At 34.0% G+C, this 16,040-nt stretch carries 15 protein-coding genes; 2 read left to right on the top strand and 13 right to left on the bottom strand.

Going from position 1 to position 16,040, the window contains the following annotated elements; translation table 11 throughout:
• Positions 1 to 88 precede the first annotated feature (88 nt).
• The 11 genes from trpA to HALHA_RS01925 all read right to left on the bottom strand — a co-directional run bounded on the left by trpA (position 89) and on the right by HALHA_RS01925 (position 11,956).
• Entirely contained in the window at positions 89 to 901 is an 813-nt protein-coding gene (gene trpA, locus HALHA_RS01975; RefSeq protein ID WP_015326116.1) for a tryptophan synthase subunit alpha, read from the bottom strand.
• Positions 894 to 2,093: a tryptophan synthase subunit beta gene (gene trpB / locus HALHA_RS01970; protein ID WP_015326115.1), complete on the bottom strand. Its 1,200-nt coding sequence runs from the start codon at positions 2,091 to 2,093 to the stop codon at positions 894 to 896. The genes trpA and trpB overlap by 8 nt, the downstream gene beginning before the upstream one ends.
• Positions 2,094 to 2,144: 51 nt before the next feature.
• A complete protein-coding gene (locus HALHA_RS01965) occupies positions 2,145 to 2,756 on the bottom strand; it encodes a phosphoribosylanthranilate isomerase (RefSeq protein ID WP_015326114.1) in 612 nt (203 codons plus the stop codon).
• Positions 2,756 to 3,526 (bottom strand): indole-3-glycerol phosphate synthase TrpC, encoded by a 771-nt coding sequence (gene trpC / locus HALHA_RS01960; RefSeq protein WP_015326113.1) that lies wholly within the window; start codon positions 3,524 to 3,526, stop codon positions 2,756 to 2,758. Before trpC ends, HALHA_RS01965 begins: the two co-directional genes overlap by 1 nt.
• Before the next feature lie 56 nt (positions 3,527 to 3,582).
• Positions 3,583 to 4,593 carry an anthranilate phosphoribosyltransferase gene (gene trpD, locus HALHA_RS01955; RefSeq protein ID WP_015326112.1) on the bottom strand — a complete coding sequence of 337 codons (1,011 nt, stop codon included), beginning with the start codon at positions 4,591 to 4,593 and terminating at the stop codon, positions 3,583 to 3,585.
• A gap of 49 nt (positions 4,594 to 4,642) precedes the next feature.
• The gene (locus tag HALHA_RS01950) at positions 4,643 to 5,212 is read right to left on the bottom strand and encodes an anthranilate synthase component II (RefSeq protein ID WP_015326111.1); all 570 of its coding nucleotides are present in this window, start codon (positions 5,210 to 5,212) and stop codon (positions 4,643 to 4,645) included.
• Positions 5,196 to 6,692 carry an anthranilate synthase component I gene (gene trpE / locus HALHA_RS01945; RefSeq protein ID WP_015326110.1) on the bottom strand — a complete coding sequence of 499 codons (1,497 nt, stop codon included), beginning with the start codon at positions 6,690 to 6,692 and terminating at the stop codon, positions 5,196 to 5,198. Before trpE ends, HALHA_RS01950 begins: the two co-directional genes overlap by 17 nt.
• Before the next feature lie 221 nt (positions 6,693 to 6,913).
• Positions 6,914 to 7,135, bottom strand: coding sequence for a trp RNA-binding attenuation protein MtrB (gene mtrB, locus HALHA_RS01940; protein WP_015326109.1), 222 nt, complete (start codon positions 7,133 to 7,135; stop codon positions 6,914 to 6,916).
• Positions 7,136 to 7,206: 71 nt separating this feature from the next.
• Entirely contained in the window at positions 7,207 to 7,992 is a 786-nt protein-coding gene (locus HALHA_RS01935; RefSeq protein WP_015326108.1) for a DUF368 domain-containing protein, read from the bottom strand.
• Positions 7,993 to 8,007: 15 nt separating this feature from the next.
• On the bottom strand, positions 8,008 to 8,505 hold the full coding sequence (locus tag HALHA_RS01930; RefSeq protein WP_015326107.1) for a phosphatidylglycerophosphatase A family protein: 498 nt from the start codon (positions 8,503 to 8,505) through the stop codon (positions 8,008 to 8,010).
• Between the two features lie 49 nt (positions 8,506 to 8,554).
• Positions 8,555 to 11,956, bottom strand: a complete 3,402-nt coding sequence (locus tag HALHA_RS01925) for a DNA polymerase III subunit alpha (protein WP_015326106.1) — start codon at positions 11,954 to 11,956, stop codon at positions 8,555 to 8,557.
• Positions 11,957 to 12,129: 173 nt separating this feature from the next.
• Here HALHA_RS01925 and HALHA_RS01920 point away from each other — a divergent pair, with 173 nt between their 5' ends.
• Both HALHA_RS01920 and HALHA_RS01915 read left to right on the top strand, forming a co-directional pair.
• Entirely contained in the window at positions 12,130 to 12,441 is a 312-nt protein-coding gene (locus HALHA_RS01920; RefSeq protein ID WP_015326105.1) for a YtrH family sporulation protein, read from the top strand.
• Between the two features lies 1 nt (position 12,442).
• A complete protein-coding gene (locus HALHA_RS01915; RefSeq protein ID WP_015326104.1) occupies positions 12,443 to 12,919 on the top strand; it encodes a sporulation membrane protein YtrI in 477 nt (158 codons plus the stop codon).
• 28 nt (positions 12,920 to 12,947) lie between these two features.
• Here the strand turns inward: HALHA_RS01915 and HALHA_RS01910 are convergent, their stop codons facing one another.
• Both HALHA_RS01910 and typA read right to left on the bottom strand, forming a co-directional pair.
• The gene (locus HALHA_RS01910) at positions 12,948 to 14,129 is read right to left on the bottom strand and encodes a pyridoxal phosphate-dependent aminotransferase (protein ID WP_015326103.1); all 1,182 of its coding nucleotides are present in this window, start codon (positions 14,127 to 14,129) and stop codon (positions 12,948 to 12,950) included.
• 75 nt (positions 14,130 to 14,204) lie between these two features.
• Positions 14,205 to 16,019 (bottom strand): translational GTPase TypA, encoded by a 1,815-nt coding sequence (gene typA / locus HALHA_RS01905; protein ID WP_015326102.1) that lies wholly within the window; start codon positions 16,017 to 16,019, stop codon positions 14,205 to 14,207.
• Positions 16,020 to 16,040: the final 21 nt, after the last annotated feature.

Here is a 16,040-nt window from a genome sequence, read left to right as displayed (position 1 = left end):
ACACTGTTGGTCATATTATAACACAAAAAATTCAAAATGCAACTCACTTAACATTATTTTCAAAGTTTTATAGACAAATATATTTTTGTTACTCGTTACTTATTAATGGTTCTTTTAATTGAGCAATAAAGTGGCCTACCTTATTAATTAGATTATTCTCTTTTTCCGGTAATAAGTTTAAATTTGCCTCTATTTGCTTTATAATTGCACTCCCTACAATTATACCATCAGCAAATTTAGCTATTTCTCTAACATGTTCTTGCTTTGCAATCCCAAACCCAACAGCTACAGGGGTTGTAGTCAATTCCTTAACTTGACTAACTACCTCTTCTACTTGGTTTGATATCTCTGTTCTAGTTCCAGTAGTTCCCAAAGTGGATACTGCATAAATAAAACCTTGCGAAGCATTAGCTGCTTGTTTAATTCTTTTGCGATTACTAGTTGGAGCTACTAATAAAATAATATCTAAATCTGTACTATATTTTCTTAACTCTTGACCTTCCCCTAACGGTAAGTCAGGAATAATAACTCCATCAACACCTACTGTTTCACACTTAGCTACAAACTCTTTTAATCCATAATTAAAGATAGAATTATAATATCCCATCAAGACAATAGGAATTTGACTATCCTCTCTAATCTGGGCTACTAATTGAAATATATCTTCTAGATTAGTATCATGCTTTAAACTTCTCTGTCCTGCCTGTTGAACGGTTGGCCCGTCAGCTAAGGGAGTAGCATAAGGAATTCCTAATTCAACTATATCTGCCCCTTGTTTCTCAGCCTCTAAAACAATTTTTTTGGTTAAATCTAAAGTAGGATCTCCAGCCATTAAAAAAGGAATAAAGGGTTTTTCTCCTTCATTCCTTAAAGCCATAAAAGTCTCCTTAATATTACCCATCAATACTAACTCCTAATTTATCCGCAACTGTATAAACATCTTTATCTCCTCGACCAGATAAATTAACAATAATTACTTGATCTTGATCTAACTGTGGGGCCAATTTCTTAGCATAAGCTACTGCATGAGAACTTTCTAATGCTGGAATAATTCCCTCAACCTCAGATAATAGTTGAAAAGCCTCTACAGCTTCATCATCAGTTACTGCCTGATAATCAGCTCGTCCTATAGCCTTTAAATAACTATGCTCTGGGCCAACTCCTGGATAATCTAAACCAGCTGAGATAGAATGAGCCGGTTGTATTTGACCATTTTCATCCTGTAAGACATAACTTTTAAACCCATGTAAGATTCCCTTAGTTCCTTTAGACATAGTTGCAGCATGTTTATCAGTATTTAATCCTGTTCCAGCTGCTTCTACTCCTATCATCTCAACATCTTCATCATCAAGGAAAGGATGAAATAAGCCAATTGCATTACTTCCTCCTCCAACACAAGCAACTAAATAATCAGGTAAGTCTCCTTCAACATCTAAAATCTGTTCTCTAGCTTCTTCTCCAATTACTGAATGAAAATCACGTACCATAGTTGGATAGGGATGAGGGCCCACAACTGAGCCAATGATATAATGTGTATCTTCTACAGTTTCTACCCAATTTCTAATCGCTGCATCTACAGCATCACTTAAAGTAGCAGTCCCTTGAGTAACAGGAGTAACTTTAGCTCCTAATAATCTCATTCTAAAGACATTTAATTGCTGTCGTTCAATATCTTCTGCCCCCATAAAAATCTCACAATCCATACCAAACATAGCTGCTGCTGTTGCCGTTGCTACTCCATGTTGACCTGCTCCAGTTTCAGCAATAATTCTTTCTTTTCCCATTCTCTCAGCTAATAAAATCTGTCCAATAGTATTATTGATCTTATGAGCACCCATATGATTTAAATCTTCTCGTTTTAAATAAATCTTAGCTCCACCTAATTTCTCAGTTAGTCTTTCAGCATAATATAAAGGATTAGGCCGCCCTACATATTCTTTTAGATAATATTTGAATTCTTTTTGAAACTCAGGATCATCCTTTAATTCAAAATATGTTTTTTCTAACTCCTCTAAAGCTGGAATCAATAACTCTGGAACATACTTCCCACCAAATTCACCAAATTTACCATTCTCTTTAATATCTGTTACCATCTTAATTAGCCTCCTTTTAATGTTACAGTTTTACTCACTACCCACTACTCATTATCCAGTACTCTCGACACTCTCAACAAACTCTTTAACTTGTTCATAATCTTTCTTGCCAGGTTTAACTTCAACCCCACTACTAACATCTACAGCCCAGGGACTTACTTTTTTTACTGCTAATTTTACATTACTGGCTTCCAACCCACCAGCCATAATTATAGAACCATATTTTTTTGCTTGAATAGCTAACTCCCAATTAAAAGTCTTCCCGGTACCACCTAACTTATCAGGCACATAAGTATCCAATAAGTATTTATCTACTTCATACTCTCTTAATTGACTTAAAGAAGTTTTATCTTTAACTCTAAAAGCTTTAATTACTGGTAGCCTAAACTGTTTACAAAACTTAGGTGATTCACTACCATGTAACTGAATATAATCAAGATCACACTTAGTAATTGTCTCTTTAATTTCTGCTTTTGACTGATTAGCAAAAACCCCTACCTTCTTTACACCAGCTGGTAGTTCTTTACTAATCTTAGCAACTTCTCTATTGGTCACTTGTCTAGGACTTTTTGCAAAGATAAAACCTAATAAGTCAGCTCCAACTTCTGCTGCTTGTTTAGCATCCTCTAGATTAGTCAAACCACAAACTTTAATTTTGCTCATTAGCCAATAAGCTCCTTTACTTTAGCACTAATATCATCACTCTTCATTAAAGACTCTCCTACCAAAACCCCATCAATATTATGTTTAGCTAATAAATTAATATCAGATTTAGTTTTAATTCCACTTTCACTAATAATCACTTTATCATTTGGAACTAGCCTTTGCAATCCTAGTGTAGTTGCTAGATCAACTTCAAACACCTTTAAATTACGATTGTTAATTCCAATTAGATCAGCATCAACTTCTAAAGCTTGATATAATTCTTCTCTATTATGAACTTCTAGTAATACATCTAAATCTAACTTATTAGCTAAAATTAGATAGTCTCTTAATTGCTGAGTAGTTAAAATAGCTGCTATTAACAAAATAGCATCTGCTCTATAAGCTCTAGCCTGATAAATCTGATAGGGATCAATGATAAAGTCTTTCCTTAAAATGGGAAGTTTAACTTTTTCTTTAACTAACCGTAAATAATCTAATTGCCCCTGAAAAAATTTCTGATCAGTTAAAACAGAGACTGCTCTAGCACCTGCTGTTTGATACTCTTTTACTATTTCCTCTGGATTAAATTCTGCTTTAATTACACCTTTTGAAGGAGAAGCTTTTTTTACTTCAGCAATTAAGCTAACCCCTGGTTTTTTTAAAGCAGCTTTAAAGTCTCTTGTACCAGGCAAGTCATTAATACGTAATTTTAATTCTTTTAAACTTTCCTTACTCTTTTCTTCTTTAACTTCTTCTTTCTTATGCTTTACTATCCGGTCTAAAATCATTTGTTTCACCTCCATCACTACTAAAAGTTGAAATAATATTGATATAAAATTTAACTTTAAAATTGATTAGTGACTGCAATAAGTTGCTCTAACTTCTCTAAGGCTAAGCCCTCATCAATTACTTTAGTAGCTAAATTAACACCGGCTGATAAATCAATTGCTTTGCCTGCTGCCACTAAAGCTGCAGCAGCATTTAACAAAACAATATCACGCTTAGGGCCAAGTTCTCCAGCCAAAATCTGACGAGTGATCTCAGCATTCTCCGCTGGCCCTCCACCTGCTAATTGCTCAGCAGTTGCTTCTTTTAAACCAATATCTTCAGGAGCTAATTGATAAGTCTCTACCTCTCCCTCTTGCAGTTGACTAACCTTTGTTTTACCAACTGTTGATAATTCATCTAAGCCCACTAAACCATGAACTACAAAAGCAGCCTTGACACCTAAGTTATTTAAAGCATGGGCAATTGGTTCAGTTAATTGAGGATCATAAACTCCTAACAATTGAACCTGAGCACTAGCTGGATTTGTTAATGGGCCTAACATATTAAAGATTGTTCTAACCCCTATTTCTTTTCTAGGGCCAATCGCATGTTTCATAGCCTGATGAAATGTTGGAGCATATAAAAAACCAATCCCGATTTTGTCAATACATTGGCCCACCTGAGCAGGTGTTAAGTTAAGGTTGACACCTAAGTTCTCTAATACATCTGCACTTCCACTTTTACTAGACACAGAACGATTTCCATGTTTAGCAACTGCTATATCTGCTCCTGCCACTACAAAAGCAGTAGTTGTAGAAATATTAAAAGTATCTAAATTATCACCACCAGTCCCACATACATCAACTAATAAATCTTGATTTGTAGCAATTGGAGCAGCCTTTTGTCGCATTACTTGAGCAGCCCCAGTAATTTCTTCAATTGTTTCTCCTTTAGTTCGTAAAGCAGTAATGAAACTTCCAATTTGAGCATCTGTTGCCTTGCCACCCATAATTGCACTCATGGTTTCTTTGCTTTCCTCTATATCTAAATTTTGACCATTTACTACTTTTTTGATTACTCTTCTCATCTCTTCTCAACCTCCCAAAATTATAATTTACAGTCTTAATCCTTAATTATCAATTGATCTGTACAAAGTTGTTAAGGATCTCCTGGCCAGCCTCTGTCATAATAGACTCAGGGTGAAACTGTAGTCCATATAACTTACTCTTCTTATCTCGAATTCCCATAATTAGATCATCTTCTGTCTTAGCTGTTACTTCAAATCTAGCAGATAAAGTAGCAGGATCAATGATTAATGAATGATATCTTGTGGCTTCAAAATCATCTATTCCTTCTAAAATACTATCCTTTAATCCATAATTGATAACTTTAGTAGTCTTTCCATGAACTAATTTAGGTGCTTGAATAATTTCAGCTCCAAAAGCGGCCCCAATGGTTTGATGTCCTAAACAAATTCCTAATATCGGAATTTGACCTGAAAATTCTTTAACCACCTTTAGAGAGACTCCAGCATCTTCCGGGCGTCCTGGACCAGGCGAGATAATAATCTGACTAGGATTTAAATCTTTAATCTCATTCACGGTTATTTCATCATTACGCCTAACTACTATCTCACAACCTAGCTGGCCAATTAATTGAACTAAATTATAAGTAAATGAATCATAATTATCAATTACTAATACCATCAGAGTCTCCTCCTTCTGCTAACTGAACTGCTTCTAATAGACCTTGAGCTTTATTTAATGTTTCTTGATACTCAGTTTCTGGGTCTGAATCAGCTACAATTCCAGCTCCTGCTTGCACATAGGCTTTGTCATCTTGAATTAAGATTGTTCTAATTGTAATACAACTATCTAAATTACCAGAATAACTAAAATAACCTATACTACCTGCGTAAGGCCCCCGCCTAGTCGGCTCTAGCTGATCTATTAACTCCATAGCCCTAATTTTGGGAGCTCCAGATACAGTTCCAGCAGGAAAACAGGCTTCTAGAGCAGAGTAGATATCTTCATCTTCTTTTAACTTACCTGTTACATTAGAAACTAAATGCATTACATGAGAGTAGTACTCAACCTCCATTAACTCAGTAACATCTACTGTACCATATTTACTAACCCTTCCTACATCATTTCGCCCTAGATCAACCAACATAGTATGTTCCGCTCTTTCCTTTTCATCATTTAATAAATCTTGGGCCAAGCTTTCATCCTCACTACTATTAATTCCTCTTCTTCTCGTACCAGCAATTGGTCTATTCTCCACTCTTCCATCTTGAACCCTAACTAACAGTTCAGGTGATGAACCAACTAATTGAAAACCACCTAGATTAAGATAATACATATAAGGAGATGGATTCAGTCTTCTTAATTGCCGATAAATAGCAAAGGAATCAGTGGTAATTGGCATCTCCAACCTTTGGGATAGGACTATTTGAAAAATATCCCCTGTGGTAATATAATCTTTGGCATCTTGGACACTATTAATAAATTCCTCTTTAGTAAAGTTTGAAGTGTATTCTAATTCTTGACTGGTGTGATTAGTTTGCTGGCTGTATTCTGTCAATGGTTGTTGCAATTTAGCTACTATCTTATCTATCTTCTCTTGGGCTTTTTTATAATCTACTTGTGGCTGTTTACCAACTTTAACATTAGCTACTATCTTCAAGTTATGATGAAGATGATCAAAGACTAAGACTGTATCACTAACTACAAATAACATCTCGGGTAATTTAAGATCATCTGTAGTCTTTTGAGGTATATCTTCAAAATACTTTATAACATCATAGCCTAAGTAACCAACTGCTCCTCCATAAAACATTGGTAAGTCATCTACTTGATAACCTTGATAATCTTTTAGTAAACTCTTTAAATCATCTAAAGGATTATCAGTCTTTTCTGCGCTGACTATTTTACCTACTCGATCTTTGGTCCTTATTACTCCATCTTTACAGCTAATTAGTGCGTGATAATCAAGTCCAATAAAAGAATAACGCCCTAAGTTTTGGCCCTGCTCTACACTCTCTAATAAATATGAATATTCCCCTTGCTTTAACTTCTTAAAGGCAGATACAGGAGTCTCCATATCACCACTAACTTCTTTATAAACAGGGATCAATTTCCCTTCTTCCGCCTGCTTAATAAAGTCATCTTGTTTAGGAAAATACATTAGCAACCTCCTTCTATTAACTAATCCAAAAAAGAAACAGGGCCAACAGACTCGAGTCTGTTGGCCCTGAAAAATAGGTATACTACTCCCTAAATTAGATATACCTATCCCTAAGCTCGGCTCAACTTATCTCAACTCAACTCTGCTCTCCTCAACTAAAATATATTCTTTTACTCAATCTGTTCTACTCTCATCTAAAGTCTCTCATCTAACGCTCTTATCTATTCTGACTCTACCTTACCGTGACTAGTGATCAATTTTGCTTTACCTCTAATTTTAATTGCTGAAGTATGTTTGGTAAATTGGGCAATCATTACTTCTCCAGCATCTAACTTTTCTGTGTGATGAAATTTAGTCTGCTCACCACGTGTTAAACCAATTATTGTAACTCCATCTTCTAGAGCTTTAACAATAATATGGTCTTCACTTGCTGGCATCTCCATTTATATCCACCTCATTAATATTCTACTTTGTATTAATAATAAACTATTTTCCTTTTCCTGTCAAGTTGAAATTAATCTTCTATCCCTGATATAGCATAAATAACTCCTACTCCTAAAAGAAAACCTAGAATCTCTTCTACTCCTAAGTTAAATGACATTACACTCCTCATTGACCCTAAAATTAAGCCAGTTAAAAAGGACATTAATAATGATCTATAATTATCTAATAAATAGGATAATACAAAAGAAAAACTTAATAGACCACTACCAACTCCTAGTCCAAAAACAATCATTACAGGAAAATTAAAATTAACAATTGCCTCTAATACCCCTTGATAAAGACCAAGCATAATTAATATTGTACCACCACTAACTCCTGGTAAAATCATAGCTACACTACCAACAGCTCCACCTAAAAATAATCTAGTCCACGATAAAGTAGTTACATCTCCAGCTCCTCCTAGTTCTACTGAAAATATAAAAGCGACTACTAACCCTATAATACCTAAGATTATTGTTTTTAAATTTACTTGTTTTACTTGGTCATATGTTACTTTACTAGAAGCTATAATTAAACCTAACAAAAATGCTTTAACTACACTAGGATTGGTTTCTAATAAAGAAGTAACTATCTTAGAGCCACTTAAAACACCTGTTACTGCTCCTAAGAAAATAGGGATTAAAACCTGAAGCCTAATCTTTTTAATTCCATTAACTAACTGGTCATAAATACCTAAGACTAAAGCTAAAGTCCCCCCACTAATTCCTGGTAGTGTATTAGAAAGACCAATTGGAATTCCTTTTAAAAACAATTCACCAAAACCTGTTAGTTTATTTGTTGTATTCTTTTCTTCCACTAAAAACCCTCCACTTTAAGAAATCTCTGCCTCATCCAGTTCCTTATTTTTATTTTGATGTGCAATCTTCGCTGAAGCTGCTGAAGCAACTCCAGCTACTAAATCATCTAAAAAAGTATTAACCTGTTCTTTAGTTGTATCTAATTCTTTCATAATTCCCATTTTATCTTTATCTAAATAACCAAAACTAGTAAATCCAACACTTCCATAGATATTAGCGATAGCTAAAGCTAAACTTTCATCTACTCCATATAACGGTTCATCTTCTCTAATAATCTTAGCTAAAGCACCCTCTACTTTTTCCTCTTCTACCAATATATCTAAAGCTATCCCAGTTAATACAGTATACTGGACTTCTCTTTTCTCTAACACATGCTTTACAGCAACTAAGCAGTCTTCTAATTTTAAATCTTTACTATAAGGCTTTTGTAAATGATATGCTACCTCAGCTATATCTGATAACTCTACTCCCCGAGCTTGTAACTTATTGATTATTTCTTCTTTTAATTTCATAATTTTCCCTCCTCAATTACATCTCTATTATATAGTATATGCTTATTAATTAAAAGAAGTGCTTAGCACCTATACTTTTCAACTCTTTACTTAATTCATTAGTTGCTTGTACCCAGTACTTACTATCTAATTTTATACTAATTCTTTGCTCTTTAATAACTAAGTGTAGATATACTTTCTTTTCTCCAGAATAATTAACTAGTATATCTTTTAAATTATCTATTGTAGTTAAAGTCGGATCTTCTAATTGTAGATGGACTACCTTAACTTCATCTGCTACTGAATCAGTTACATCTATTATTTGCTGCGCAATTAATTTTTCTTCTTGATTTACTTGGCCCTTAATTAACACCCCTTGATCTTCAATCACTAATTCTTGGTACTTTTGATAAACATCTGGAAAAATAATTGCATCTAATTTATCTGTTTCATCTTTTAGTGATATAAAAGCCATCTGGCGCTGATTCTTAGTTATTACCTCTTTCTTTTTAGTAATTATTCCTCCTGTAACCACTTCTTGCTCTCCAATTTCTAAGCTTTGAATTGTACTATCTCTTCTTTCTTTTAATTGGGGTAAAATATCTTCTAAAGGATTACCAGACAGATATAAACCTAACATTTCCTTCTCTAAAGATAATAACTTCTGGTTAGCAAACTCCTTAATCTCTGGTAACTGAATATCAGTAGCTACAAACTCTTTATCCTCTGTAAATAAATCTGAAAAGCTAGTTTGACCATTACTTTGTTCCTTTTGCATTTTATGAGCTTGGCTAAAAACTTCAGGTAATACATTGAGCAATTGAGAACGATAATCACCTAAAGAATCAAAAGCTCCTGCTTTAATCAAACTCTCTACTACACGTTGATTGACCTTGCTTAAATCAACCTTTTGGCAAAAGTCAGATAAACTTTTAAACTTCTCTTCTTTACGAGCTGTAATAATTTCTTCAATAGCCTTGGCCCCTACATGCTTGACTCCTTGTAAGCCAAATCTAATCTGTCCAGAATCAACTGTAAAACCAAAGTAACTAGCATTTATATTAGGAGGTAGTACTTCAAAGCCCATCCTTCTTACTTCATTGATATATTTAGCTACCTTATCACTATTTTCTATCTGACTAGTTAATAACGCAGCCATAAATTCAACTGGATAATGAGCTTTTAAGTAAGCAGTATAATATGAAACATGAGCATAAGCTGCACTATGAGCCTTATTAAAGCCATAACCTCCAAAGTGTTCAATCAGTTCAAATAACTCTTTAGCTAACTCTTTGCTATAACCATTGTTTACTGCTCCAGCAATATCATCATTACCATTAATAAAAATATCTCGGTGTTTCTTCATAACCTCAGGTTTTTTCTTTCCCATTGATCGACGCAAAATATCAGCTTGACCAAGAGAATACCCTGCAATTTTTTGCACAATCTGCATTACTTGCTCCTGGTATAAAATTACACCATAAGTTGGCCCTAGAATTTCTTTTAAATCTGGATGAGGATACTCTACTTCCTGTTCATCATGCCTTCTAGCAATATAATCCTCTACCATTCCACTTCCTAAAGGCCCTGGTCGATATAAAGCTAGTAAAGCAATAATATCTTCTATGTCTTCTGGCTTTAACTTAGCAATTAAACGTCTCATACCAGTACTTTCTAATTGAAATACTCCTAAACTATTCCCACTACTTAATAAATCATATACTTTCTGGTCAGTAAAAGAAATCTGAGCTAACTCAATTTCTTCTCCTTGAGTCTCTTTTATTAAATCTAGTGTCTTATTAATTACTGTTAGAGTTCTTAAACCTAAAAAATCCATCTTTAATAAGCCTAATGACTCCAAATCATCCATAGCATACTGGGTAGTAACTTCACCACCATTCTGATATAGTGGAGTATAATTAGTCAATTCTTCTTTAGTAATTACTACTCCTGCAGCATGAGTAGAAGCATGGCGAGGTAATCCCTCAATACCATGAGCATAATCAACAATTTCTTTAACTTCTTTATCTGATTGATATAACTCTTCTAATTCTTCTGATTTAGACAAAGCCCCTTTAATATCAATCCCTAAATTATCAGGAATTGCTTTAGCTACCTTATCGGTCTTATTATAACTGACTCCTAAGACTCGTCCTACATCTCTGACTGCTGCCTTAGCAGCCATTGTTCCAAAAGTAATAATCTGGGCTACCTTATCTGGGCCATACTTCTTAGTTACATAATCTATTACTTCATCCCGCCGCTCATAACAGAAATCAATATCTATGTCCGGCATTGTTACTCGGGCCGGATTTAAAAATCGTTCAAATAATAAATCATACTCTAAAGGATCTATATTTGTAATATCTAACGCATAAGAAACTAAACTAGAAGCAGCACTACCTCGCCCTGGGCCAACTATAATATCATTCTCTTTAGCATATCTAACAAAATCCCGCACAATTAAAAAATAAGCAGGATAGCCCATTTGATTGATAATTTCTAACTCATACTCTAATCTTTCTTCTATTTCAGGAGTTATTTGCTCATACTTCTCTGCTAAACCCTGGTAAGCTACCTTACGTAAATAAGACTCAAGTGTATCCCCCTGGGGTACTTGATAATCAGGCAGTAGAGTTTGTTCAAAATCTAACTCAAGATTGCAACGCTGAGCAATCTTAACTGTATTTTCAATTGCTTGTGGGTAGTCAGAAAATAAATCTTGCATTTCTTGTGGAGACTTAAAATAAAATTCTTGATTAGGAAATTGTAATCTATCTTCATCCGTTACATCCTTACCAGTTTGAATACATAGCAGGATATCATGTACTGTAGCATCATCTTGCTTTAAATAATGAACATCATTGGTCACTACCAATGGTATATCTAACTCTCGACTTAATTTAACTAACTCTGTATTAACTTGCTTTTCTTCGGCTAAACCATGATCTTGCATCTCTAAAAAGAAGTTATTTGGCCCAAATATATTTTGATAATCTAATGCAACTTCCTTAGCTTGTTCAAATTGTCGGTTTTGAATTAAAGTTGCTACTTCACCAGCTAAACAACTACTTAAACAAATTAAACCCTCACTATACTTAGCTAATAATTCTTTATCAACTCGTGGTTTATAATAAAACCCTTCTAAAAAACTTTGTGAAACTAACTTTAACAAATTTTTATACCCTTGCTTATTTTCAGCTAATAATACTAAGTGATTTAATTTTCTATTACGAGGTTGTTTTTGTTGATAATCTTCAGTCACATATACCTCACAACCAATGATAGGTTTAATCCCTGCTTCTTTAAGTTGTTGATAAAAATCAATTGCACCATACAGTACCCCATGGTCAGTAATTGCTACCGCTGGCATATCATACTCTTTTGCTTGTTGAACCAAGTCATCTATTCTAATTGCCCCATCTAGCAGACTATATTCAGTATGAGTATGAAGATGAACAAAGTTAGACATATATTTCACCTCCTTTTTTAATTGGATAACTTACAATTAAAATTATCTACATAAATTATTATAACATTCTTTCCGAGCAAAGCATAATTTACACTAAATTTTAATAAATATATGCTATATTCTTTACAAACGGTAACTACTAATTTCATAAATCAGATTTAGTAGGTGATATAATGCAACGTTTATTAATTGTTTTTTTTATCTCCTTAGGGATCATCCTCGGAGGGTCATTAATTGGAAGTATTGGAGCTACTTTAGCTAAAGAATCACCTCTAAAATCTATGAGGGAATTATCGAAAGAACTCAAATTATGGGCTGTTGTAATCTCTATTGGTGGTACATTCTCTAACTTAAAGCTCTTTGAAGGGGGATTATTAGAAGGAGAAATTTTACTAGTGGTAAAACAATTTATACTTTTAATCACTGGCTTTTTAGGAGCTCAATTAGGGATTTGGATCATTACAATCCTTACTGGAGGAAACTAAAATGGAATTTAGATTTCTAGCTTTAACTAAAAAAGAATTTGCTCGTATACTAGCTAGTTTTATTTTAGGAATAATTATTGGTGGCTGTTTAATTAACCTCTGGATAGGCAGAGAACTTGACCAATTAATCTATGAAAAAAAACAATTGGTTGCTACAATAAATACCCAAGAAACTGAATTAAAAAAACTAAAAAAGAGTCTAAAAGAAGAAAAAAGAACAATAATCCAAGAGCTAGAAATAAATGTTCAAACAAAAGGAGATAAACATCTTAAACAAGAATTAAAAGAAAGAACTTTTAAATTATTAGATAGCTTAATTGGACGTAATATTGCAAAAATTGATGGCCAATTAATAGCTAACACCATTAATGAAAGGATTATTATTATTGAAGAAAAGAACTATCAACTTAAGCTCGTCTGGTTAATTATTCAACCTAAGGCAGTAGTTAAAGTTGAATTTACAGAGGTGGATAATTAAAAGTAAGGCGGCTTAAGCCGCCTTACTTTTAAGCAAGAAAATCTTTTATCTTATTTATAGCAGTTTTAATTTCTGATTCACTAGTAGCATAAGACATCCTTAAATATCCATCTTTGCCAAAGAAAGAACCTGGAATTGTAGCTACTCCTGCTTCTTGTAATAATAGATTAGCTAATTTTTGATCATTAGTTATCTTCTCTCCATTTATTTTTTGACCTAAAGCATCCTTAACATTAACAAAGAGATAAAAAGCTCCAGCTGGTTTTTTAGCTTTAAAACTAGGAATTTGATTTATTTGCTCTACTATCAAATCTCTTCTCTGCTTAAATGCTTTTTTCATCTTTTCTGTGGGGGCATGCGTTCCAGATAAAGCAGCTACACTTGCCTTTTGTGCAATTGAGTTAGCACTAGATGTACTATGACTTTGTAGACAAGCCATTGCAGCAATAACTTCTTGCGGGCCAACCGCAAAACCAATCCGCCATCCTGTCATAGCATAAGCTTTAGAAACACCATCAATAATAACTGTCTGCTCTTTAATTTCTTCTCCTAAAGAGGCAATACTCACTGCTTCTTTATCATAACTAATTTGTTGATAAATCTCATCAGCAATAATCATAATATCCTCTTTAATGGCTATCTCAGCAATCTTAGCTAACTCTTCTTGACTATAAATAGCTCCTGTAGGATTACTAGGAGTATTTAAGATTAAAACTTTAGTTTGAGGCGTAATAGAGTCTTTTAATTCTTGACTGGTTAACTTAAAATCATTCTCTTCTTTAGTTTCTACTGCTTTCATTTTACCACCAGCAAATTTAACCTGTTGGGGATAACTAACCCAATAAGGGGCTGGTAGAATAACCTCATCACCTTCATCAACTAGCACCTGCAATGTTAAAAATAAAGCATACTTGGCCCCTGGAGAAACAATTACCTGCTCACTGCTATATTCAATCTTCTTTTGCTTGTTAAATCTATCTGTAACAGCAGTTCTTAATTCTTTAGTCCCCACTGTAGCAGTATAGTTTGTAAACCCTGCTGCCATAGCTTCTTTTGCTGCCTCTTTAATATGTAAAGGAGTATTAAAATCTGGCTCTCCCGCTCCTAAACTAATCACATTCTTTCCTTGTTGGCATAATTCCTTTGCTTGAGCACTAATCGCTAATGTAGGCGAAGCATCAATCTGACTGACTCTCGACGATATCTCCATCTTGACTTCTCCTTTCTTTTTTAGTTATCAGGGTGAGCACTTTTTTCTACCCCATTCTCACTCATCCTGATGCTATTAATTGCTTTTTTGTGCCTTAACCCTTGTCTTTTTATTTAAAATTTTCTTTCTTAACCTAATATTTTTAGGTGTAATCTCTACTAATTCATCGCTAGTTATATACTCTAAAGACTCTTCTAAACTAAGCTCAGTGGCTGGTGTTAGAATCATAGCCTCATCTGAGCCAGCAGATCTCATATTATCTAACTTTTTATTTTTACAAATATTAATATTCAAATCTTGTTCTCGAGCATTGGACCCTACAATCATTCCTTCATACACTCTAGTCCCCGGCTCTACAAATATATCGCCTCTTTCTTGAGCAGTAAAGATACCATATCTAGTTACTTCACCCTCTCTATCTGCTACTATAGAACCAGTATCAGTCTCAGAAATTTGACCACGATGATTATCATAATGAGAAAAACTACAATTTAGTACCCCTTCCCCTTTGGTCTTAGTTAAAAACTCAGACCTAAAACCAATTAATCCTCGCGAAGGAACCTCAAAAGTTAATCTTAATCTACTCTGACTTAAGTGAACCATATTCTTCATTTCACCTTTTCTGGCACCTAATAATTCCATTACGGTTCCCATGTGTTCTTCTGGTATATCAATAATTGCTTCTTCAATGGGCTCTAATTTTTGGCCCTCTTCTTCTTTCATAATTACCTCTGGTTTAGAAACCTGGAATTCATAACCTTCCCGGCGCATAGTTTCAATTAAAATAGATAAGTGTAATTCTCCCCTTCCTGAAACCTTGAAGGTATCAGGATTTATTTCCTTAACTCGTAAAGCTACATTCTTTTCTAATTCCTTTAGTAATCTATCTTTTAAATTTCTAGAAGTAACAAAATCACCTTCTTGACCTGCAAAAGGACTATCATTGGTAGTAAAAGTCATACTAACAGTTGGTTCCTCAATTTCAATAAAAGGTAAGGCTTCAGGGTTATCTTTATCAGCTATTGTTTCACCAATATTAATTCCTTCCATTCCAGCTATAGCTACAATATCTCCAACTTTAGCCTCTTTAATTTCCTTTCTACCTAATCCTTGGTACGCATACAGTTTACTAATTCTTTTTTTATCAACTGTACCATCCCTTTTACAAATAGCTACTTCTTCTCCTTCACTAACTTGACCACGATTAATCTTTCCTAAAGCCATTCGCCCCACATAATCATTATATTCAATTGTAGTTACAATTGTTTGTAGTGGTTTATTTATTTCACCTTCAGGAGCTGGAATATGCTTAATAACTGCTTTAAATAAAGGCTCTAAATCATCATTAGTAGCAGATAATTCTTCTTGGGCATATCCTTCTAGAGCAGAAGCATAAATCACTGGAAAATCTATCTGTTCATCAGTGGCCCCTAAATCAATAAATAAATCTAATACCTTATCAACAACTTCCTCTGGTCGTGCATCTTCTCGATCAATTTTATTTAAAACTACTACAGGCTTTAAATCTAACTCTAATGCTTTAGTTAACACAAACTTAGTCTGAGGCATTGGCCCTTCAAAAGCATCAACAACTAATAAAACACCATCTACCATCTTTAAAATTCGTTCAACCTCACCACCAAAATCAGCGTGACCTGGTGTATCAACAATATTTATTTTAGTCTCCTTATAATTAACTGCTGTATTTTTAGATAAAATAGTAATTCCTCGTTCTCGTTCTAAATCATTATCATCCATTACTCTCTCTTGTACTTCTTGTTTAGAATGAAAGATGCCACTTTGTTTTAACATCCCATCTACTAAAGTTGTCTTTCCATGGTCTACGTGGGCAATAATTGCTATATTGCGAATATCATCTCTAACTATCATATACTTCCTCCTTAGTTTATA

The sequence above is a fragment of the Halobacteroides halobius DSM 5150 genome (assembly GCF_000328625.1).
In the GTDB taxonomy this organism is placed as follows: Bacteria; Bacillota; Halanaerobiia; order Halobacteroidales; family Halobacteroidaceae; genus Halobacteroides; species Halobacteroides halobius.
The sequence above is the reverse complement of the archived record's forward strand: the minus strand, read 5'-3'. Positions and strand labels throughout refer to the sequence as shown.